Annotated in this window: 16 protein-coding genes; 7 read left to right on the top strand and 9 right to left on the bottom strand. The window is 58.0% G+C overall.

Features of this window, described 5'->3' with window-relative positions:
• The first annotated feature begins 89 nt into the window (after nt 1–89).
• Complete coding sequence (locus tag VNZ60_RS04255) at nt 90–1,238, top strand: IS481 family transposase (protein WP_325657183.1); 1,149 nt, start codon at nt 90–92, stop codon at nt 1,236–1,238.
• Between the two features lie 275 nt (nt 1,239–1,513).
• Here VNZ60_RS04255 and VNZ60_RS04250 read toward each other — a convergent pair whose 3' ends face one another.
• The gene (locus tag VNZ60_RS04250; protein WP_325657182.1) at nt 1,514–2,203 is read right to left on the bottom strand and encodes a gamma-glutamylcyclotransferase; all 690 of its coding nucleotides are present in this window, start codon (nt 2,201–2,203) and stop codon (nt 1,514–1,516) included.
• Between the two features lie 92 nt (nt 2,204–2,295).
• Entirely contained in the window at nt 2,296–2,613 is a 318-nt protein-coding gene (locus VNZ60_RS04245; protein WP_325657177.1) for a hypothetical protein, read from the bottom strand.
• 199 nt (nt 2,614–2,812) lie between these two features.
• Between VNZ60_RS04245 and VNZ60_RS04240 the strand changes: the two genes are divergently transcribed.
• A complete protein-coding gene (locus VNZ60_RS04240) occupies nt 2,813–4,351 on the top strand; it encodes an aminotransferase-like domain-containing protein (protein WP_414648770.1) in 1,539 nt (512 codons plus the stop codon).
• Here VNZ60_RS04240 and VNZ60_RS04235 read toward each other — a convergent pair.
• Both VNZ60_RS04235 and VNZ60_RS04230 read right to left on the bottom strand, forming a co-directional pair.
• The gene (locus VNZ60_RS04235; protein ID WP_325657176.1) at nt 4,343–5,263 is read right to left on the bottom strand and encodes a sugar kinase; all 921 of its coding nucleotides are present in this window, start codon (nt 5,261–5,263) and stop codon (nt 4,343–4,345) included. The two genes, VNZ60_RS04240 and VNZ60_RS04235, sit on opposite strands and share 9 nt — an antisense overlap.
• Nucleotides 5,264–5,298: 35 nt before the next feature.
• Entirely contained in the window at nt 5,299–6,603 is a 1,305-nt protein-coding gene (locus tag VNZ60_RS04230; RefSeq protein ID WP_325657175.1) for an amino acid deaminase, read from the bottom strand.
• A gap of 204 nt (nt 6,604–6,807) precedes the next feature.
• Here VNZ60_RS04230 and VNZ60_RS04225 point away from each other — a divergent pair, with 204 nt between their 5' ends.
• From VNZ60_RS04225 to ppk1, 5 genes are all read left to right on the top strand, one after another.
• The gene (locus VNZ60_RS04225; protein WP_325657174.1) at nt 6,808–7,689 is read left to right on the top strand and encodes a MurR/RpiR family transcriptional regulator; all 882 of its coding nucleotides are present in this window, start codon (nt 6,808–6,810) and stop codon (nt 7,687–7,689) included.
• A 1-nt stretch (nt 7,690) separates the two neighbouring features.
• Nucleotides 7,691–9,226: an N-acyl-D-amino-acid deacylase family protein gene (locus tag VNZ60_RS04220; RefSeq protein WP_325657173.1), complete on the top strand. Its 1,536-nt coding sequence runs from the start codon at nt 7,691–7,693 to the stop codon at nt 9,224–9,226.
• A gap of 33 nt (nt 9,227–9,259) precedes the next feature.
• The gene (locus tag VNZ60_RS04215) at nt 9,260–9,643 is read left to right on the top strand and encodes a RidA family protein (protein WP_325657172.1); all 384 of its coding nucleotides are present in this window, start codon (nt 9,260–9,262) and stop codon (nt 9,641–9,643) included.
• Between the two features lie 149 nt (nt 9,644–9,792).
• Nucleotides 9,793–11,145 carry a GntP family permease gene (locus VNZ60_RS04210; protein ID WP_325657171.1) on the top strand — a complete coding sequence of 451 codons (1,353 nt, stop codon included), beginning with the start codon at nt 9,793–9,795 and terminating at the stop codon, nt 11,143–11,145.
• A gap of 262 nt (nt 11,146–11,407) precedes the next feature.
• Nucleotides 11,408–13,462 (top strand): polyphosphate kinase 1, encoded by a 2,055-nt coding sequence (gene ppk1 / locus VNZ60_RS04205; RefSeq protein WP_325657170.1) that lies wholly within the window; start codon nt 11,408–11,410, stop codon nt 13,460–13,462.
• 21 nt (nt 13,463–13,483) lie between these two features.
• On the opposite strand, the gene VNZ60_RS04200 is transcribed toward ppk1, so the two are convergent.
• From VNZ60_RS04200 to prmB, 5 genes are all read right to left on the bottom strand, one after another.
• Nucleotides 13,484–14,146, bottom strand: a complete 663-nt coding sequence (locus tag VNZ60_RS04200; protein ID WP_325657169.1) for an amino acid ABC transporter permease — start codon at nt 14,144–14,146, stop codon at nt 13,484–13,486.
• A gap of 81 nt (nt 14,147–14,227) precedes the next feature.
• The gene (locus tag VNZ60_RS04195) at nt 14,228–15,031 is read right to left on the bottom strand and encodes a transporter substrate-binding domain-containing protein (protein WP_325657168.1); all 804 of its coding nucleotides are present in this window, start codon (nt 15,029–15,031) and stop codon (nt 14,228–14,230) included.
• Nucleotides 15,032–15,187: 156 nt separating this feature from the next.
• Nucleotides 15,188–16,105 (bottom strand): Rossmann-like and DUF2520 domain-containing protein, encoded by a 918-nt coding sequence (locus VNZ60_RS04190; protein ID WP_325657167.1) that lies wholly within the window; start codon nt 16,103–16,105, stop codon nt 15,188–15,190.
• The gene (locus VNZ60_RS04185; protein WP_325657166.1) at nt 16,063–18,081 is read right to left on the bottom strand and encodes an ATP-binding cassette domain-containing protein; all 2,019 of its coding nucleotides are present in this window, start codon (nt 18,079–18,081) and stop codon (nt 16,063–16,065) included. Before VNZ60_RS04185 ends, VNZ60_RS04190 begins: the two co-directional genes overlap by 43 nt.
• A 139-nt stretch (nt 18,082–18,220) precedes the next feature.
• A complete protein-coding gene (gene prmB, locus VNZ60_RS04180) occupies nt 18,221–19,105 on the bottom strand; it encodes a 50S ribosomal protein L3 N(5)-glutamine methyltransferase (protein WP_325657165.1) in 885 nt (294 codons plus the stop codon).
• Nucleotides 19,106–19,207 lie beyond the last annotated feature (102 nt).

Here is a 19,207-nt window from a genome sequence, read left to right as displayed (position 1 = left end):
TGTATAGACCGGAGACATAGGTAACAGGTGTGCCGGGACATGGGTAACACTTTTGGTTCATTCGAATGAAGACCAAAGGATTGACAACCATGCCCTGGAAAGATGTAGACATGATGACCTTGCGTCAAGAATTCGTCTCGCTGGCCCTGCAGGAAGGGGTTAATCGACGTGCGCTGTGCGAGCGTTTTGGGATCAGTCCTAAGACTGGCTATAAATGGATCGAACGATTCACCTTGGAAGGCCAGATCGGTTTGCAGGATCGAACTCGACGGCCATTGCAGACACCAATGCGTGCGCCCGGCCCGGTCGAAGATCAGGTGGTCGCTTTACGGCACAAGCACCCGACTTGGGGCGGTCGCAAGATTCGTCGACGTTTGCTCGACCTTGGTCATACGGTAGTGCCGACCCCAAGCACTGTCACTCGCATCCTGCATCGCCATGGCTTGATTGAAGAATCGGCCAGCGAGCGCAGCACCCCTTGGCAGCGGTTTGAGCATGCGCAACCCAATGACCTATGGCAGATGGATTTTAAGGGGCATTTCGAGACAGGCAAAGCAACCTGTCATCCCTTGACGGTGCTGGATGACCATTCACGTTACAACGTGGTGCTGCACGCATGCTCGCGTCCCAACGGAGAATTCGTCCGGCAAGCGCTAGTTGATGCCTTCCGTCTGTATGGCTTACCCCTGTGTATCAATGCCGATAACGGTGCGCCTTGGGGGAGCTCATCGAAGCACGAACACGGCATCACCAAGCTGACGATCTGGCTGATTCAACTCGGCATCAAGATCAGCCATAGTCGCCCGGCCCATCCGCAAACGAACGGCAAAGAAGAGCGCTTCCATCGCACATTAAAGGCCGATGTCATCCGGGGCAGTCACTTCCATGACTTGGATGAGGCACAAAATGCCTTCGATCAGTGGCGGCTCGTCTATAACCATGAGCGGCCCCATGAAGCCATCGACATGGCGACACCGGTCACCCGTTATCGGCCGAGTCGGCTGGCTTATCCGGAGCGCTTGCCGCAGGTTGAATACTCCGCCAGCGATATGACCCTAACCGTCGGCTGGAATGGCGATATCAAGTTCCATGGTCACCGTTTAAAAGTATCGAGTGCACTACAGGGGTATTGCATTGCTGTGCGTCCGCTACAAGATCGGGACGGCGTCTTCGATTTATTCTTCTCGCACCAGCGCATCGGTCAGATTGACTTGCATAACCACGAAAGTAAGGCTTAAATATGTTACCCATGTCCCGGCACAGGTGTTACCCATGTGTCCGGTCTATACACTTCGCCAAGAAAAGTAACCAAAAGAAGGCGACCGCAAAGCCGTTGCCTTCCCTTCGGTCAGGTCCCCAAATGTGGCGCGTGCCAGTCGGGTGGAAAGACCAACTCGCTGCGCTCAGACATGTCTTCCCACAATTCCCGACTGACACGCGCCACATTTGGCAACGTCCCAATGCGGAATTCACGTCAACGGCAACGTCAAAAGCAACCGCAACTGCCGCCTGGTTATTTTTTTTCGCTCAACCGATCTTGACCAGACTCCAGCTGCGCCCACAACCGCGCCAGATATGGATCGCGGAAGCCTTCTTTCAGCAACCCTTCCAGGGTATGCCGCAAATAGTCCCGGGCTGGCCCATACAGTCCGCAGGCGTCGCGCAGATGCGAGACCACGGTCAGGTCCGGCAGGCGGCCTGTGTAGCTTTCATGCTGGCGATTCATGACGAATGCCAGCGCCTTGATCCGCGGACCGTTCTTGCCTTGGAGTTGCATCGGCAGCCAGCGCGGCAGATAGGCGCCGGTCAGCATTTCGCGGCGCCATAGCATTTTCAATTCTGTTTCGATGCTGATGGCGGGAATCCGGAACGCGACGCCTTGGCAGGAGCCGCCGCGATCCAGTCCCAGCACCAGGCCGGGATTGTCCCAAGTGCCGCGATTGATGCGCGAATACAGGTAAAAGCCGCGGTGATAGCCGTACAGCTTGGCTGGCACGCGTTCGCTATGTTCCACCATCGGATTCCAGATCAGGGAGCCGTAGCCGAATAACCAGACATCGCCGTTGGGATCGGGCAGCGAAGCCAGCGCGGCTCGCCATGAGGCCTCCAGCGCTGCTTCGGAAAGCAGGGCGGAAGCAATCGGGGTGTTATCCAGGATGGTCCGCAGGCGGTCCTGTTCAAGATCTTCACGCGTGATACTCATGGCGACAGAATAAGCCAGATCGGTGGCGGGGAACAAGTGCTTTGCCAAATTACAAGTGCGGCCTGCGATTTAACGATATTGCAAGTATTGCATCATCCTTTTAGCGCAACCAAAGTATGTGCTCGCTGCCACCAGCGCTGCCACCAGGGAGCCGCTGGCAACCCGATGCTGACGATTGCCGTGCCAGGGCCGATTCCGCTTGCCTGCAATCGAATCCAGCCACTGCGTTGCACCACATGGCACTCGCCGTCGCTGACCACAAAACTTGTGTCGGCGGCCAGGCCGCCTTCGCTGACAAGGATGTTGCCTTGCATCGCTACAACAGTTGTTCCGCGCGCGGCGTAAAACATGCTGGCTTGAGCGCGGCCTAGCCGGATGCGAGAAATGCTGTCGCTGTTGATGGAGTACATGGCGGTTTCCGTGATGAAAGAGATGGCTCTAGCCTAACCGTCCACCGCTCGCCGAAACAGGCACAGCTGCTCGTCATCTGCTGCGTAACAGCCGAGGTTTGCCTTATCTGTTATCGTCCCGTATCTCCTGTTCTGTATCTGTTTCGTTGCGGCGAAATGCAGCAATAATGCAGCAAAATTCCACAATTCATTGCATCCTATGAGCAAGCTCCTCGTGTCACAGCCTCAAATCCCACAGCCTCAAATCCCATCCAGCTCGCCGCCGCAATCGTCAACCCAGCAATTGCTGTATCGGCGCCTGGCCGAGCACTACCTGGCCGCCATCCAGGCGCTTGCCTTGGGGCCGGGCGATCGCATGCCGTCGGTACGCGATCTGATGCGGCAACATCAGGTCAGCCTGTCGACGGCATTGCAAACCTTGCGTTACCTGGAACAGGAAGGCTGGCTGGAAGCGCGCCCGCGTTCCGGTTATTTTGTGCGGCAGGCGCGGCGGCTGGCGTTGCCGGACGAGCCGAATCTGTCGACCACGCCGGCGCTGATGTCGGCGCAATATGCCGGCATCCACGAACGGGTCTCGGAAATTATCGCGCAAGGACGCAGCAATACGGTCACGCTCGATCTGAGCAGCGCCAGTTGCGCGCCAGAATTGTATGCGGTGGAAGCTTTGAAAAATGCTGCAATCCGGACTTTGCGCCAGCGGCCGGAGGTATTGACCAGCATGATGTCGCATAGCGGCAACCAGGCCTTTCGACAAGTGCTTGCCAAACGCAGTCTCGCCATCGGCATCAAGATTGCGCCGGAACAGGTGATCGTCACCCATGGTTGCATCGAGGCGATCAATCTGGCTCTGCGCGCGGTTGCGCAGGCGGGCGACACGATTGCGGTCGAATCGCCGACCTACTATGGTTTGCTGCAGGTGCTGGAGAGCCTGGGCATGCGCGCGCTCGAAATCCCGACTAGCCAGCGCACCGGGATCTCGATTGAAGCGCTGCAACTGGCGCTGCAGACTTACGACAATATCAAGGCGGTGGTGGCGGTGCCGAATCTGCAAAATCCCTTGGGCAGCATCATGCCGGATTCACACAAGGCGCGGCTGGTGGCCTTATGCGAGCAGCATGGCATGGCCTTGATCGAAGACGATTCGTATAGCGATCTGGTGCCTGAAACGACTTCATCGACCGCATTAAAGGCCTGGGACCGGAGCGGCAATGTGATCTACTGCGCCTCGCTCAATAAGGTGCTGGCGCCGGGCATGCGGCTGGGCTGGATGGTTGGCGGCCGCTGGCAGGCGCGGCTGGAGATGCTCAAGTTTGCGCATACGCGGGCGAATGAAGAGTGGGCGCAGATCGCTGCCGCTGACTTCATGGCGTCGACTGCCTATGATCGCCATTTGCGGCGTTTGCGTGAAGCGTTGCGGGTACAGCGCGCACGCACTGCTGAAGCGATTGCCATCCATTTCCCAGCCGGTACGCGGGTCAGCCTGCCTGCGGGCGGTGCTTTGTTGTGGCTGGAGCTGCCGCAGCAATTGTCATCCAAAGCGGTATTCGAGGCGGCGTTGGTCGAAGGGATCAAGCTCGCTCCCGGCTTGATGTTCTCCAATTCCAAACGCTTCGATCATTTTCTGCGGCTGTGCTGCGGTCAGCCATTCTCGCCGCAGATCGAGCGCGGCATACAACGGCTGGGGGCAATTGTCGGTGAGCTGCTGCTGAAAAAACAGCAGCAAAGCCAATTATATTGATTCCAGTATTTCTTCTACCTGCTCTGCGCGCGGAATCGGCGCCACCGCACCATAGCCGGTAGTCGATAAGGCGGCGCAGATATTGGCGTAGCGGGCAGCGCGGAAAGGATCGTCGCCGGCCACCAGGCGGGCGATGAAAGCGCCGCCAAAACAATCGCCGGCGCCGGTGGCGTCGACCGCTTCGACAGCGTAGGCCGGCACCAGACGGCGTTCCTTGGCGGTGGCGACATAACAGCCTTCGGCGCCGAGCTTGAAGGCGATCAGGCCGATACCGTAGGACAGCAGCGTATCGACAATCGCATCGCGGTCGTCGAGGCCGGTGAGGGCGCTGATGTCATCCCAGCTGGGCAAACAGATATCGCACAAGGCAAACGCCGCACGCATTTTTTCACGGGCGCGTTCCAGCGGCCACAGCTTTAGCCGCAGATTGGTATCGAGCGAGGTACGCACGCCATGCTTGCGCGCATGCGCCATTGCTGCCAGGCCGGCGTCGCAGGCAGATTCGCTGATCGCCAGGCTGATGCCCGACAAGTGCAGCATCTTGGCGGCAGCAATCGCCGCCAGCGGTAGCTGTGCGCTGGTGTAGCGGCTGGCGGCAGAGCCGGCGCGCAAATAATCGAAGTGATGACCGTCCTGGTCGTGCGAGACAAAATACACGCCGGTGGCTGCTTGCGGATCGCTGGCAACATGGCTGGCGTCGACCTCTTCAGACAGCCACAGATCGCGCAATTTGTGGCCGAAATGATCGTTGCCGAGGGCGCTGATATAACCGCTGCGCGCGCCCTGACGCGCTGCGGCGATACAGAAATTCGAAGTATCGCCGCCAAAACCCTGCAAGTACATGCGTGCATCGTGGAGCCGCTGGTTAAACTCCACCATAGCTTCGCCATAGGCCAGGATATCTGTAGTCATCGTTTGTGCTGGGATAAAAGATTAAAAAACAGAAATTAAAAGAAGGTCTGGATCACATCGACCACCTGATGCTGCGGATCGAGGACCGCAATCTGGCGCCACTTGTCGAAGGTCAGGCAAGGGTGAGAAATATCGAAACCGATCATGTCGCCGACCTTGATATCGTCGCCTTCGCTGATCTGCAGATACGCATGCTGATCCATCATGCCGGTCAGTTGCCAGTGCGCCGGAGTCGCCGTCGGCGCCGGATTGCCCGGGCGATAGTGGACAGCGGGCGAAGGCAGGCCGGCGTCGAAAGCGGCGTCACGCTTGCCGAGCGCAACGATGGCTTTGCCGCTTTCCGGAATCGATTGCACATAGGCCCATAGCTGCAAGGCCGGCTGCAATTCGCTACGCATTTTGCGGGCGATAGGATTGCGCGTCTGGATCTGCGCTTGCGCCGCCCGATAGATGCCGACATCGTGCGTCAGATAACAGCCGGGGCGTAACACGATATCCAGCGGCAGGCCGATCTCGGTCTTGGCGAATTCCTCGGCGACCACGTCGTACCATGCCGAACCGGCGCCGGTCAGTATCACCGGCCGCGCTGCGCTGCCTTCGGCGCGTGCGGTGAAGCGGCCGTCCTTGGCCAGTTGCCGGGTGCAAGCCACCGCGTGCTGCAAAAAGCTGCGGATCTCGGCTTCTTCTTTCAATACGCCTTCGTAGACTTCGACCCCGGCCAGCACGATATGCTCCGGCCAGCGCGCGATCGCCTCCAGCACCGCGGCCTGCTGAGCCGCATTACGGACACCGGCGCGGCCGCCGTCGGGGCCCAGTTCCAGCAGCACATGCAGCTTTTGCTTGCGGGCCTGGAAGAAAGCGCCCAGTTGATCGACGCCGTCGGCCGAATCGACCAGACAGCAGAATTCAAAGGACAGATCGGCCAGCAAATCGGAAATGATTGCCATATTTTGTTTGCCGACCAGTTGATTGGCCATGATCACGCGCCGCACGCCATGCTGATAGGCGACCCGGGTCTGGTGTGCGGTGGCCAGGGTGATGCCCCAGGCGCCGCCGGCTAGCTGGCGCGCAAACAGCTTCGGCGCCATCGTGGTTTTACCGTGCGGGGCCAGCTTGACGCCATATTCCGTCACAAATTGCTGCATCCACTGCAGATTGTGTGTCATGCGCTCTTCGTAGAGCACGGCGGTAGGCAGGCTCAGGTCTTCGCGCAGCAGATTCCAGTTGTGCGCTTTGACCTCTGCGGCAGGCAATGTTTGTTTAAATGCGCCCAGGCCCTTGTTCAAAGGATCGATTGCCGGGTTCTCGTAATCGCTGTGATAGTTAATAACATTGCTCATCAGATCTCCTCCTCAAGAATTCATTTGACGTAATCATATCCTTGAATTTACTATATGAGAAGCATGTTACAAAGTAACATAGGATTTCACTGATTGCCGCGTCTGCTGCCGGGACGCTGCTTTTTTATTGCCATAATTCTACTCTCGTCGCTGGATTGGCAAGCGCTGGATTCGTAAGCGCTGGACTCGTAAGGTTAACCAGGCATGACCCAATTATTCGATGTTGTCTCGCGCATTGCCGAACGTAGCGGCCAGTTGCGTCTGGCTGAGCAAAAGGTGGCGCAGGCGATCCTCGGCGATTTGCCGTTCGCCGCCAGTGCCAGTATCCAGACCTTGGCAAAACAAGCCGGCGTCAGCGAAGCCAGCGTCACCCGTTTTGCCAAAGCCATCGGTTGCCGCGACGTGCGTGAACTGAAGATGCACCTGGCGCAGGCTGCAGCGATCGGACAACGGTTTTTACGGGATGAGAGTCCTTTTGCTGAAAATCAATTCCCGCAGATCGTCGATATTGTGTATGCCGATATCCACAAAGCGCTGGAGGTAAACCGTAGCTTGCTGAGCCAGGATACCTTGCTGCAAGCGGCGCAGGCGCTGCTGCAGGCACGCATGATTTATGCCTTTGGTATGGGCGGCGGCTCGACTATGCTGTCCGATGAGGCCCGCTATCGGCTGGTGCGCCTGGGGCGGCCGGTGGCTACCTATCACGACGCCATGCTGCAAAAAATGGTGGCGGCGACGCTCGACAAGGACGACGTCGTGCTGGTCCTGTCGACCACCGGCAATGTGCCGGAACTCAACGCCAATTGCGCCATCGCCAAGGAGTATGGGGTGCGGCTGGTGGCGATCACCGCCCTGGGTTCACCGCTGGCAGCGATGGCCGACATGTTGTTGCCGCTGAAGTCGCTGGAAACCGATTTTATTTTCAAGCCATCGTCATCGCGCTACGCCATGATGATGGCGCTGGATGTGCTGATGACCGAGTTGGCGCTGCTGCAAAAAGACCGCAGCCAGGAATTGCTGCGGCGCCTGAAATTCACACTGGATACACATCGCGGCGGCGGCAACCGCGAGCCGTTAGGAGACTGAAATGAGTATTGATTCTCGCACTGATTCAAATTCGCCGGCCGCACGCAGTTGCGACACGCTGATCCGCAACGTGTCGGTGATCGACGGCAGTGGCAGCCCGGCATATCTTGCCGATGTCGCGCTGGCCGAAGGCCGTATCTTGCACATCGGCTCCACTCCCGGCGCGCTCGCCGATTGGCAGGCTACGCATGTAATCGACGGTAGCGGCAAAGTCCTGAGCCCCGGTTTTATCGATGTCCACACGCACGACGACACCAATGTGATTCGCACACCAAGCATGTTGCCCAAGCTGTCGCAAGGTGTCACTACTGTGATCGTCGGTAATTGCGGCATCAGCGCGGCGCCGGTCACGCTCAAGGCGGAACCGCCGGATCCGATGAACCTGCTGGGTGAGGCCAGCGCTTTCAGCTATCCCACTTTTGCCTCCTATGTCGAAGCGATCAAGCAAGCCCATCCGGCGATCAATGTAGCAGCGCTGATCGGCCACACCGCCTTGCGCAGCAACCAGATGGACCGCCTCGATCGCGCCGCCAGCGACACCGAAATCGCCGCTATGTGCGAGCAGTTGCGCGAAGCGCTGGCGCATGGCGCGCTCGGCCTCAGCACTGGCCTGGCTTACGGCAATGCGATCAATGCGCCGACTGCCGAAGTGCTGGCGCTGGCAGAACCGCTAGCCCAGGCCGGCGCCATCTACGCCACCCATTTACGCAGCGAATTTGCCGATATCCTGGAAGCGATGGATGAGGCTTTCCGTATCGGCAAACATGCCCGCGTGCCAGTAGTGATTTCGCATCTGAAATGCGCCGGCGTCGAAAACTGGGGCCGCAGCAGCGAGGTGCTGGAAGCGCTGGAGCAGGCGCAGCGCTATCAGCCGGTCGGCTGCGACTGTTATCCCTACACCGCCAGCTCATCGACCCTGGACCTGAAACAAGTGACGGATACCATCGACATCATGGTCACCTGGTCCGAGCCTGAACCGGCGATGGGCGGTAAGCTGCTGGCCGATATCGCCGCCGAATGGCAGGTCGATCTGATGGCGGCGGCGCGTCGTCTGCAACCGGCTGGCGCGGTCTATCACTGCATGCAGGATGACGACGTCAACCGTATCCTGAGCCACCCGGCTAGCGTAGTCGGCTCGGATGGCTTGCCTAACGATCCGCTGCCGCATCCACGCCTGTGGGGCGCATTCCCGCGTGTGCTGGGGTACTACAGCCGCGAACAGAAGTTATTCCCGCTGAGCGTGGCGATTCGCAAGATGACCGGTTTGTCGGCCGAACGTTTCGGCCTGGCGCAACGAGGCCTGGTGCGCGAAGGCTATTGGGCCGACCTGGTGCTGTTCGATGCCGAGACCGTGCGCGACGCCGCCACCTTCGCCGATCCGATGCAGCCGGCGGAAGGCATCGAGGCGGTCTGGGTGAATGGCGCTTTGTCTTACTTGGGCGGCGCACAAAAGGCGCCGACCGAGTTGCGGGCAGGGCGCTTCCTGGCGCGCCAGGCAGGGGTTAAGGTTGCAACTAAGGCCGCAATCGCAAATTGAAATTTTTGATGTGTTTTTTTTAGGAGGATAGCTATGACAATCAAACGATATGGTGTTGAAGGTGGTTCCGGAACCGGCGGCCAGCATTTGCCTTTCGCACGCGCGGTGGAAGCCGACGGCTGGCTATATGTTTCCGGCCAGGTAGCGATGGTAGACGGCGAAGTGATCGATGGCGGCATCGTCGCCCAATCGCACCAGACCATCAAGAATGTACTGGCGATCCTGAAAGAAGCCGGTTATGGCCCGGAGCATGTGGTGCGTTGCGGCGTCTGGCTTGACGATACCCGCGATTTTCAATCGTTTAACAGAGTTTTCAAAGAGTACTTTGGCGCCAATCCGCCAGCCCGCGCTTGCGTGCAGTCGAGCATGGTGGTCGATTGCAAGGTAGAAGTGGATTGCATCGCTTATAAAAAATAAATCCGTGGCAGCTTGACGGAATTTACTGACAACTAGCGGTTAGTAGTTGCAAAATGGCGCCGTTGTGAACTTGAGTTGGGGTTTGTGGAGTAAGGCAAACGCGGGCAGACGGCGGCGGCAAAAAATAAATCGGACTTTAGGAGGATTTGATGGAGATGGTTCAGGGAAATATGTTGCTGCTCTATGCGGTGATTGCTGTGCTCGCACTGATAGTGCTGATCGCCAAGTTCAAGATGAATCCGTTCATCGTGCTGATCGTGGTCTCGGTAATTCTAGGTTTGGTGGTCGGCATGCCGATGGCAAGCATCGTCAAATCGTATGAAACCGGGGTCGGCGGCGCCTTAGGGCATATTGCGTTGGTGGTCGGGTTGGGCACCATGTTCGGCAAGATGATGGCTGAATCGGGCGGCGCCGAACGCATCGCCAACACCCTGATCGGCGTCTTCGGCCCCAAGAAAGTGCACTGGGCCATGATGGTGGTGGCGCTGATTGTCGGCCTGCCGGTGTTCTTTGAAGTCGGTTTCGTGCTGCTGATCCCGATTGCATTCAACGTCGCCAAGCGCACCGGGACTTCGATGATCATGGTCGGGATCCCAATGGTCGCCGGCCTGTCGGTCGTGCATGGCCTGATTCCGCCGCATCCGGCAGCGCTGTTCGCCGTCACCGCCTACAACGCAGATATCGGCCGCACCATCATGTACGCACTGATCGTCGGTATTCCTACTGCGATCATTGCCGGTCCGCTGTTTGCCAAGCTGATCAGCCGCTTCGTGGTGCCGAATCCTGACAATCCATTGATTGCGCAATTTGTTGAAGAGGACATTCACCGCGAGTTGCCCGGTTTCGGCGTCACCATCTGCACCATCCTGCTACCGGTAGCACTGATGCTGATCGGCAGCTGGGCCGACCTGTTTTTCACGCCAAAAACCTTCGCCAACGATTTCCTGCGCCTGATGGGCAATTCCGTGATCGCATTGCTGATCGCGACGCTGGTGAGCTTTTATACTTTCGGCAAGGCGCGCGGTTTTGATCGTGCAGCGATTCTCAAATTCACTACCGAGTGTCTGGCGCCTATCGCCGGGATCACGCTGATCGTCGGCGCCGGGGCTGGTTTTGGCCGGATCCTGATCGACGGCGGCGTCTCCAAGGCGATTGTCGAACTCGCCAACAATGCGCATTTGTCGCCGTTGCTGCTGGGCTGGTTTGTGGCGGCGCTGATCCGGGTCGCCACCGGTTCCGCCACCGTCGCGATGACCACCGCCTGCGGCATCGTCGCCCCTATCGTCACCGCTGCCGGCGTCACTGTACGGCCAGAGTTGATGGTACTGGCAACCGGCGCCGGTTCGCTGATCCTGTCGCACGTCAACGATGGCGGTTTCTGGCTGGTGAAGGAGTACTTCAACATGACCGTGACTGAAACCTTCAAGACCTGGACTGTGGCTGAAACCATTATTTCGGTGGTGGCGTTGTTGTTGACGCTGGGCTTGGCTACGGTAATTTAAACTCTCGCTGGAAATAGTTGGAATGTCGTAAAACGGCTTGCAGAACCTATGTTCTGCGAGCCGTTTTCATTTGAATGACACAGAACCCGGCAAATCTGCCTGGCCGCATGCAAACTGATTGCGGCAAGAGGCGCACGGCTCTTGTCATTCTTCCGTCACATTGCGTCTTTACAATCAATAATGTCATATTAGTAAGCGCCAAGGCATTTTGACTGTAACAACCCATTGCAACTCATTCCCCGACCACCCTACCGACCGGATCATGACCTTCCCATTGCTCAATCGCGAACTCGGCGTGCTCGCCTTTAACGAACGGGTCTTGGCGCAAGCCGAGGATCCCGCGGTCCCCTTATTGGAACGGCTGCGTTTCGTCTGCATCACCAGCAGCAACCTGGATGAATTTTCCGAGATTCGCATGTCCGGCTTGCAGGAGCAGATCCGGGTGGCGGTGGATGGGGTGACGCCGGATGGCATGTCGCTGCAGCATGCTTACAGCATCATCAGCGAGCGCGCGCAAAAGCTGGTGGCGCGCCAGTACGCCTTGTTCAATGAAGTGCTGCTGCCGGCGCTGAACGCCGAGGGCATTGCCTTTTATCAGGAAGCCGACTGGAACGATGAGCAAGCGGCCTGGGCCCATGAGTTTTTCAAGACCGAGTTGTTGCCGGTATTGACACCTATCGGCCTGGACCCGGCGCATCCTTTCCCGCGGGTGCTCAACAAGAGCTTGAATTTTGCAGTCAAACTGAGCGGCAAGGACGCCTTCGGCCGTGAGACCGAACTGGCTATCGTGCAGGCGCCGCGGGTCTTGCCGCGCCTGGTGCGGATGCCGGAACACTTGTCGAGCCACGCTTACGGCTTCGTGTTACTGAGCAGTTTCATGCAGCGCTTTGTCGGCGAGCTGTTTCCGGGTTTGTCCATCGGCGGCTGTTATCAATTCCGTGTGACGCGCAACAGCGATCTGTTTGTCGACGAAGACGAAGTCACCGATTTGCGGCTGGCCTTGCAGGGTGAGTTGCCAACCCGCCAGTTGGGCAATGCGGTGCGGTTGGAAGTGGCGGACGGCACGCCGGCGTCGCTGGTACAGCGTTTGTTGAAGCAGAACGGCCTGGCGCCGGCCGATTGTTATCGGGTCAACGGCGCGGTCAACCTGGTGCGCCTGATGCCCTTGCCGGATTTGGTCGACCGGCCCGATTTGAAATTTACGCCGCATACGCCGGTGCTGCCGAAAGCCTTCGTTACCGGCGCGTCGGTATTCGATATCATCGACCAGCAAGATGTGCTTCTGCATCATCCTTATGAAAGTTTCCAGCCGGTGCTGGAGCTGTTGCAGCAGGCGGCGATCGATCCCGATGTGCTGGCCATCAAACAAACCATTTATCGTACCGGCAACGATTCGCCCTTGATGAGCACCTTGATGCAGGCCGCCAAGAACGGCAAGGAAGTCACAGTGGTGCTGGAGCTGATGGCGCGCTTTGACGAAGAAACCAATATCGGCTGGGCGGCCAAGCTGGAGGCGGTCGGCGCCCATGTGGTGTACGGCGTGTTCGGCTACAAGACGCACGCCAAGATGCTATTGATCGTGCGCCGCAAACGCAATGCCAAACATACCAAGCTGAAGCGTTATGTGCATCTCGGCACCGGCAACTATCATCCTAAAACTGCGCGTCTGTACACCGATTTTGGCTTGATGACTAGCGACGATAAGATTTGTGAAGATGTGCATAACGTGTTCCAGCAACTGACCGGTTTCGGCAAGCAGGTGCCGCTCAAGCGCTTGTGGCAATCGCCGTTTACCTTGCACGCCAATGTGTTGAATGCGATCCAGAAGGAAGTCGACGCCGCCAAGGCCGGCCGGCAGGGATATATCATCGCCAAGATGAATGCCTTGCTGGAGCCGACGGTGATCGAAGCCCTGTATCTGGCGTCCCAGGCCGGGGTCAAGATCCAGTTGCTGATCCGCGGCGTGTGCGCTTTGCAGCCGGGTGTGCCGGGCTTGTCGGAAAACATCAAGGTGCGTTCCGTGGTCGGACGCTTTCTTGAGCATCACCGGGTATTTTATTTTTATGCCGACGGCGAAGAGCATGTGATGCTGTCCAGCGCCGACTGGATGGATCGCAATTTATTCCGCCGCATCGAAACCGCGTTCCCGATTCTGGATGGCAAACTCAAGCGGCGTGTGATCGAAGAGAGTTTGCTGGTGCATTTGCAAGACAATGCATCGGCCTGGGATATGGATAGCGAAGGTAGCTATCAAAGAGCTAATCCTGGCGACGCCACACCTCTGGTCAGCCAAATCGATTTGCTGTCGCGCTTTTGAGTTTAGTTGGCGCTTTTGATCTTAGTTCGATTTATGCGCCTGCCCCAGCTTACTTTCCAGGCGGCTTTGCAAACGTTCAAAACACAGGCTCAAGCACCAGTAAATCGCCGCTGCAGCCAGGTATAGCGGTAGTGGACGAAAGGTCACCGCAATGATTTCCTTGGTGGCCAGCATCAACTCGGTCACCGTGATGACCGACACCAGCGAGGTATCCTTGATCAGGCTGATCAGGGTATTGCTCATCGATGGCACTGCAATCCGGATCGCCTGCGGAATCACGATGTAGCGCAACGTTTGCCAGTAATTCAAACCGATACTGTAACTGGCAGCCCATTGTCCAGTGTGTACCCCGAGAATCGCGCCGCGCAGGCTTTCCGACAGATAGGCGCCGGCATTCAGGCTCAGCGCCAGCACGCCCGCCGTCAGCGGCGAAAAACTGATGCCGATGCTGGGCAGGCCGTAATAAATCACGAAAATCTGAACCAGCAGCGGCGTGCCGCGCATCAGGCTGACATAGGTGCTGGCCGGCCAGCGCGCCAGGCGCGACGGCAAGATGCGCGCAATCGCCAATGGAAAACCGAGCAGCAATCCGCCCAGCATCGACGCCACCGCAAACACCAGGGTGTACCCTACGCCGCGGAACAAGGTCGGCATCGCCTGCTGCAGCAAATCTAGTAATTCCATATTTTCTCTAGGCTAAAAAAACATCCCCGCAATGGGCGGGGATGTCGGGAGAAGCTGAAGTGTAGCGCTTTTGTTGCGTGCTTAGTGCGCTGATGGCGCTTTGCTGACATCGAAACCGAACCACTTGAATGACGCTTGCTTGAAACTGCCGTCTTTCAGAATTTCATCCAAGGCCTTATTCAAAGCAGCCTCGAATTTCGGATTACCTTTTTGGAAAGGAATGCCGATCTTGTCGATATCGCCAAAAGTGGCGCCGGCTTTCAACGGCAGATTGGAGGTTTTCAGCAGGTAACCTACCAGCAGCCGGTCGTTCAATGCGGCGTCGATGCGGCCGCTAGCCAGATCGGCCAGATATTCGGGCGAGCCTGGATAGGTTTTGACGTCAATGCCGGGAACCGCCTTGGCTTTTTGCTCGAAGTTGGTGCCCTGGCCGAGGCCGAGCTTAAAGCCCTTTAGCGATTCCAAAGTAGGGAAGCTGCGTTTCTCGTCTTTCCTGACGATCAATTGCGCGGTCGAGAGGGTATAAGGAAGGGAAAAATCGAAGGCTTTCTGGCGCTCTGCGGTAATCCCGACCTGGTTGATGATGACATCGTATTTGCCGGCGCCGAGGCCGGCCAGGATACCGCTCCACTCGGTAGTGGTGAACTCCGGCGTTACGCCCAGTTTGGCCGCCAGCAATTTGGCGACGTCGACTTCAAAGCCTTCCAGCTGGCCGCTTTTCGGATCTTTGAAATTGAACGGCGGATAGTTGCCTTCCATCGCCACTTTCAGGGTGCCACGGGCTTTGACGGTATCCAGCAGATCGGCTGCGAAGGCGTTGAGCGTGACGCTGGTGATTAGTATCGCTGCTGCAATCTTGCTCAGTTTGGACAGTGTGGTGGCCATTTCTTTTCCTTTGGTTGGTGGGCACGTGGACATGACTTGGTAGCGACTATGTTAAGCGTTTTCCCCTGCAAATGTGAAATGATGGTTTTGCCACTTTATATGCATTTATTATCTTTGCATTCTAGAAAAATATCAGCTATCGCAGATTTACGCAATTTACAGCTTGCCGCTTTTCTTACGTATAGCCAGATCTGTAGTCAATGCAGCGAATTGTTGATACAGCCCGGCGATTTGCGGCTGCCACTGTTGTACGGCTTGATGTTGGCGCGCCACGGTGGCCAGATCGCCGCGTGCGATGGGGCCGGTGAGTGCGGCGGCTGGCCCGAGTCTGAATGCGTTGGCCGCACTTTCAGACATTAATGGCTCGATCAGTTTTAAGGCAAGCTCGGGTGAAATCCCGGCCGCGATGTAAGCCTGCTGCGCGACGTCGATTAGCGTCACCTGGTAATTGGAGGCGAATACTGCTGCAGCGTGGTACAGGGTCTTCTGTTCGCGCTGGATTTCTACCAGTTGCGCGCCGATGGCGCTGAACGCCGGGCCGAGAACGGCGAGGGCGGCGGCGTCGCCTTCGCTGCCGCACCAGGTGCCGTCGAAATGCTCGGCTACGTGCTCTGGCATGGCGAAGCTGCGGATGGGATGGATGCTGGCGACTGCCGCACCGTGTTCGACAGCGGCTGCCAGTTCCAGCGACGACAGCGCGCCGCTGCAATGAAATACGATGCTGCCTGCTTGTAGTTTGCCGCTAGCGGCGAGGGCGCGGCAACAAGTAGCGATCTGGTCATCACCGGCTGCGATCAGATAGACATCGGCGCTGCGCAGCTCACCGTAATTTGCTGCCACGCTACCGGCGCCGATGAAGGCGCTGGCCTGCTGCGCGCTGGCGATGGAGCGGTTCAGGATGTCGAGCAAGACAAAAGTCCTGCTGTCCTGTCCACTGCGGTGCCAAAGCCGGCCCAAGGTCCGGCCGACTTTACCGCAACCGATGATGCTTAGCGTTTTTGGACGGCATACACCGTCATCCGGTGTTGCGCCTAGTTGCCCAGTTGCTCCAGCGCTTCCTGCTGCTCCAGCCATTCCGCCTCCAGTTGCGTCAGTTCCTTGGCATAAAACGCCTGATCGGTCAGCAGCGTCGCCAATTCCTTTTTCTTGTCTTTATCGTAGATTTCCGGATCGGCCAGGCGCGTATCGACAGTATGCTTTTGCGCGCTGCGTTTGGCGATCTGTTCATCCAGGCGCTTGATACGCGATTCGATCGGCTTTTTCTGCGCCGCCAGCTTTTGCCGGGCTTCCGCTTCCTGGCGCTTTTGTTCGCGCCGGTCGGCATTGTCGACCACGGCAGTGGCCGCTGGCGCTACTGCGCTGGCGATCTTGGCCTTGCTGCCGGCCTTGGGCAAGGCCGCGCCGCTGGCTGCATTGGCGACGCCATTCTTGGCCGCCAGCTTGGTCTTGAACAGCCAGTCCTTGTAATCGTCCAGATCGCCGTCGAACGGCGCGACCTTGCCGTCGGCGACAATGATGAACTGGTCGGTGGTGGCGCGCAACAGGTGGCGATCATGCGATACCAGCACCAGCGTGCCTTCGAACTGCGCCAGCGCCATGGTCAGCGCTTCACGGGTTTCCAGGTCCAGATGGTTGGTCGGTTCATCCAGCAGCAGCAGGTTAGGGCGTTGCCAGACAATCAGGGCCAGCGCCAGGCGCGCTTTTTCACCGCCGGAAAACGGCGCGATAGAACTGGTCACCATCGGGCCATTGAAATTGAAGCTGCCGAGGAAGTTGCGCAATTCCTGCTCGCGCGTGGTGGGCGCGATCTTACCCATATGCCACAGCGGCGATTCGTCATGGCGCAGCATTTCCACCTGGTGCTGGGCAAAATAGCCGATCGACAGGCCTTTGCCGAACTGGGCTTCGCCGTGGAGCGGTTTAAGTTCTTCCGCGATGGTTTTGATGAAGGTCGATTTACCGGCGCCGTTGACGCCCAGCAGGCCGATACGCTGGCCGATCTGCAAGGAGAAATTGATGCCGGAGACGATCACTTTTTCAGTGACCTCATGGCTGGTCTCGCTTTCGGTGCGATAGCCGGCGCTCACATCTTCCATCACCAGCAGCGGATTAGGCGCGCTCAACGGTACCCGGAACTCGAAAGAAAACTCAGCCGCTGCGCGCAGCGGCGCCAGTTCTTCCATCTTGGCCAGCGCCTTCATCCGGCTTTGCGCCTGACGGGCCTTGCTGGCCTGAGCCTTGAAGCGGTTGATGAACGATTCCAGATGCGCGCGCTGGCGCATTTGCTTTTCCAGAGTGCCGGCCGCCAGTTCCAGCTGGGCCGAGCGCTGCCGTTCGAACGATGAATAGTTGCCAGAGTAGCGTTTCAGCTTGCGCTCATCGATATGCACAATGACATTCACTACGCCGTCGAGGAAATCGCGGTCATGGGAAATGATGATCAAGGTGCCGGGATAGCGCTTGAGCCAGTCTTCCAGCCAGATGATGGCGTCCAGATCCAGGTGATTGGTCGGTTCATCGAGCAGCAGCAGATCGGACGGGCACATCAGCGCCTGCGCCAGATTCAGACGCATGCGCCAGCCGCCAGAGAAGCTGGCCACCGGCTGTTCCATTTGCGCCAGCGAGAAGCCAAGGCCGGTCAGCAATTGTTCGGCGCGCGAGCGCACGGTATAGGCGTCGGCGTCGGCCAGTGCGCTGTACAGCTCGCCGATCAGGGTGCCGTTGGCGGCGCTTTCCGGTTCGCTTTCCAGGAACGCCAGTTCTTCTTCCAGGCGGCGCAGGGTGATATCGCCGTCGATCGCGTATTCCAGCGCCGGCCGGTCCAGCGCCGGGGTTTCCTGAGCGACATAAGCCATGCGCCATTTCGACGGGAAATCGATCTCGCCCTGGTCGGCATGCAGTTCCCCGCGCAGCAGTCCGAACAGGCTGGATTTGCCGGCGCCGTTAGCGCCGATCAGGCCGATCTTGTCGCCCGGGTTGAGGGTGACGTCGACATTGTCGAGCAAAGGCTTGATGCCGCGCATCATGGAAACTTGTTGGAAACGTATCATGTCTACTTCTACTGTCTACTAAAGGAGTGCTAAATGAGTGGCCATGCATGTGTCTGAAACAACATGCAGGTTGTGATGATCTTGCTTGCTACGGCATGGACACGGGGTCCATGCTTGCTGCGTGCTTATTTACGGTAATTTACGGCAATTGGTCTGCCGTCAGCAGGAATACCATGTCGTCGCCGGCGCTGGTCGAGACCCAGGTCATTTCCAGATCCGGGAATGCGGCTTCGGCGAAGGCCCGTTCGTTGCCGATTTCGACCACCAGTACGCCGTTTGCGGTCAGGCGTTGCTTGGCGCCAGCGACAATCTTGCGCACCAGGTCCATGCCGTCATCGCCGCCGGCCAGGGCGATTTGCGGTTCGCGCAGATATTCCGGCGGCAACTTACCCATCGAACCGGAATTGACATACGGCGGGTTGGTGACGATCAGGTCGTATTTTTTGGCCGGCACCTTGTCGTACAGATCGGATTCGATCAGCGTAATACGGTCCTGCAATTCGTAGTCATCGACGTTGCGGCGCGCTACAGCCAAGGCATCAGCCGAAATATCCGCGGTATCGACATGTGCCTGTGGGAAAGCATCCGCCAGCATGATCGGCAGGCAGCCGGAGCCGGTGCACAGTTCCAGGATATTGCTGACTGCCGCCGGATCTTGCAGCCACGGCGAAAAATGGTCAGGGATCAGTTCGGCGATGAAGGAACGCGGTACGATCACGCGCTTGTCAACGTAGAAACGGTATTCGCCGAGCCAGGCTTCATTGGTAATGTAGGCGGCAGGGATACGATCGATGCTACGTTTTTCAATCACCTGCAGCACGGCGTCGACTTCATGCTGCAACAGGTGCGCATCGAAAAACGGTTCGATTTTATCCAGCGGCAGCTTCAGCGTGTGCAGGATCAGGTAGGCAGCTTCGTCCAGCGCGTTGCTGCTGCCGTGGCCGAAGAACAGGCCGGCAGTATTGAAGCGGGTCACTGCATAGCGCAGCAAATCGCGGATAGAGGTAAAGGATTGTGGTGTCATGGTGCGGATTATAAAAATAGAGCGAGTGTGCGGAGACTTGTCCGCCGAAGTCGCGGTGCGTCAGGCGGATTTTATCGGAAATGCCAGGTCTGATGGGACTGA

This window comes from Collimonas sp., assembly GCF_035566375.1.
In the GTDB taxonomy this organism is placed as follows: Bacteria; Pseudomonadota; Gammaproteobacteria; order Burkholderiales; family Burkholderiaceae_D; genus Collimonas.
The sequence above is the reverse complement of the archived record's forward strand: the minus strand, read 5'-3'. Positions and strand labels throughout refer to the sequence as shown.

Coding starts and splice junctions, on each gene's coding strand:
- VNZ60_RS04255 (WP_325657183.1), top strand. CDS start 90: ATGCCCTGGAAAGATGTAGACATGATGACCTTGCGTCAAGAATTCGTC.
- VNZ60_RS04250 (WP_325657182.1), bottom strand. CDS start 2,203: ATGAGTATCACGCGTGAAGATCTTGAACAGGACCGCCTGCGGACCATC.
- VNZ60_RS04245 (WP_325657177.1), bottom strand. CDS start 2,613: ATGTACTCCATCAACAGCGACAGCATTTCTCGCATCCGGCTAGGCCGC.
- VNZ60_RS04240 (WP_414648770.1), top strand. CDS start 2,813: ATGAGCAAGCTCCTCGTGTCACAGCCTCAAATCCCACAGCCTCAAATC.
- VNZ60_RS04235 (WP_325657176.1), bottom strand. CDS start 5,263: ATGACTACAGATATCCTGGCCTATGGCGAAGCTATGGTGGAGTTTAAC.
- VNZ60_RS04230 (WP_325657175.1), bottom strand. CDS start 6,603: ATGAGCAATGTTATTAACTATCACAGCGATTACGAGAACCCGGCAATC.
- VNZ60_RS04225 (WP_325657174.1), top strand. CDS start 6,808: ATGACCCAATTATTCGATGTTGTCTCGCGCATTGCCGAACGTAGCGGC.
- VNZ60_RS04220 (WP_325657173.1), top strand. CDS start 7,691: ATGAGTATTGATTCTCGCACTGATTCAAATTCGCCGGCCGCACGCAGT.
- VNZ60_RS04215 (WP_325657172.1), top strand. CDS start 9,260: ATGACAATCAAACGATATGGTGTTGAAGGTGGTTCCGGAACCGGCGGC.
- VNZ60_RS04210 (WP_325657171.1), top strand. CDS start 9,793: ATGGAGATGGTTCAGGGAAATATGTTGCTGCTCTATGCGGTGATTGCT.
- ppk1 (WP_325657170.1), top strand. CDS start 11,408: ATGACCTTCCCATTGCTCAATCGCGAACTCGGCGTGCTCGCCTTTAAC.
- VNZ60_RS04200 (WP_325657169.1), bottom strand. CDS start 14,146: ATGGAATTACTAGATTTGCTGCAGCAGGCGATGCCGACCTTGTTCCGC.
- VNZ60_RS04195 (WP_325657168.1), bottom strand. CDS start 15,031: ATGGCCACCACACTGTCCAAACTGAGCAAGATTGCAGCAGCGATACTA.
- VNZ60_RS04190 (WP_325657167.1), bottom strand. CDS start 16,105: ATGGCTGGAGCAGCAGGAAGCGCTGGAGCAACTGGGCAACTAGGCGCA.
- VNZ60_RS04185 (WP_325657166.1), bottom strand. CDS start 18,081: ATGATACGTTTCCAACAAGTTTCCATGATGCGCGGCATCAAGCCTTTG.
- prmB (WP_325657165.1), bottom strand. CDS start 19,105: ATGACACCACAATCCTTTACCTCTATCCGCGATTTGCTGCGCTATGCA.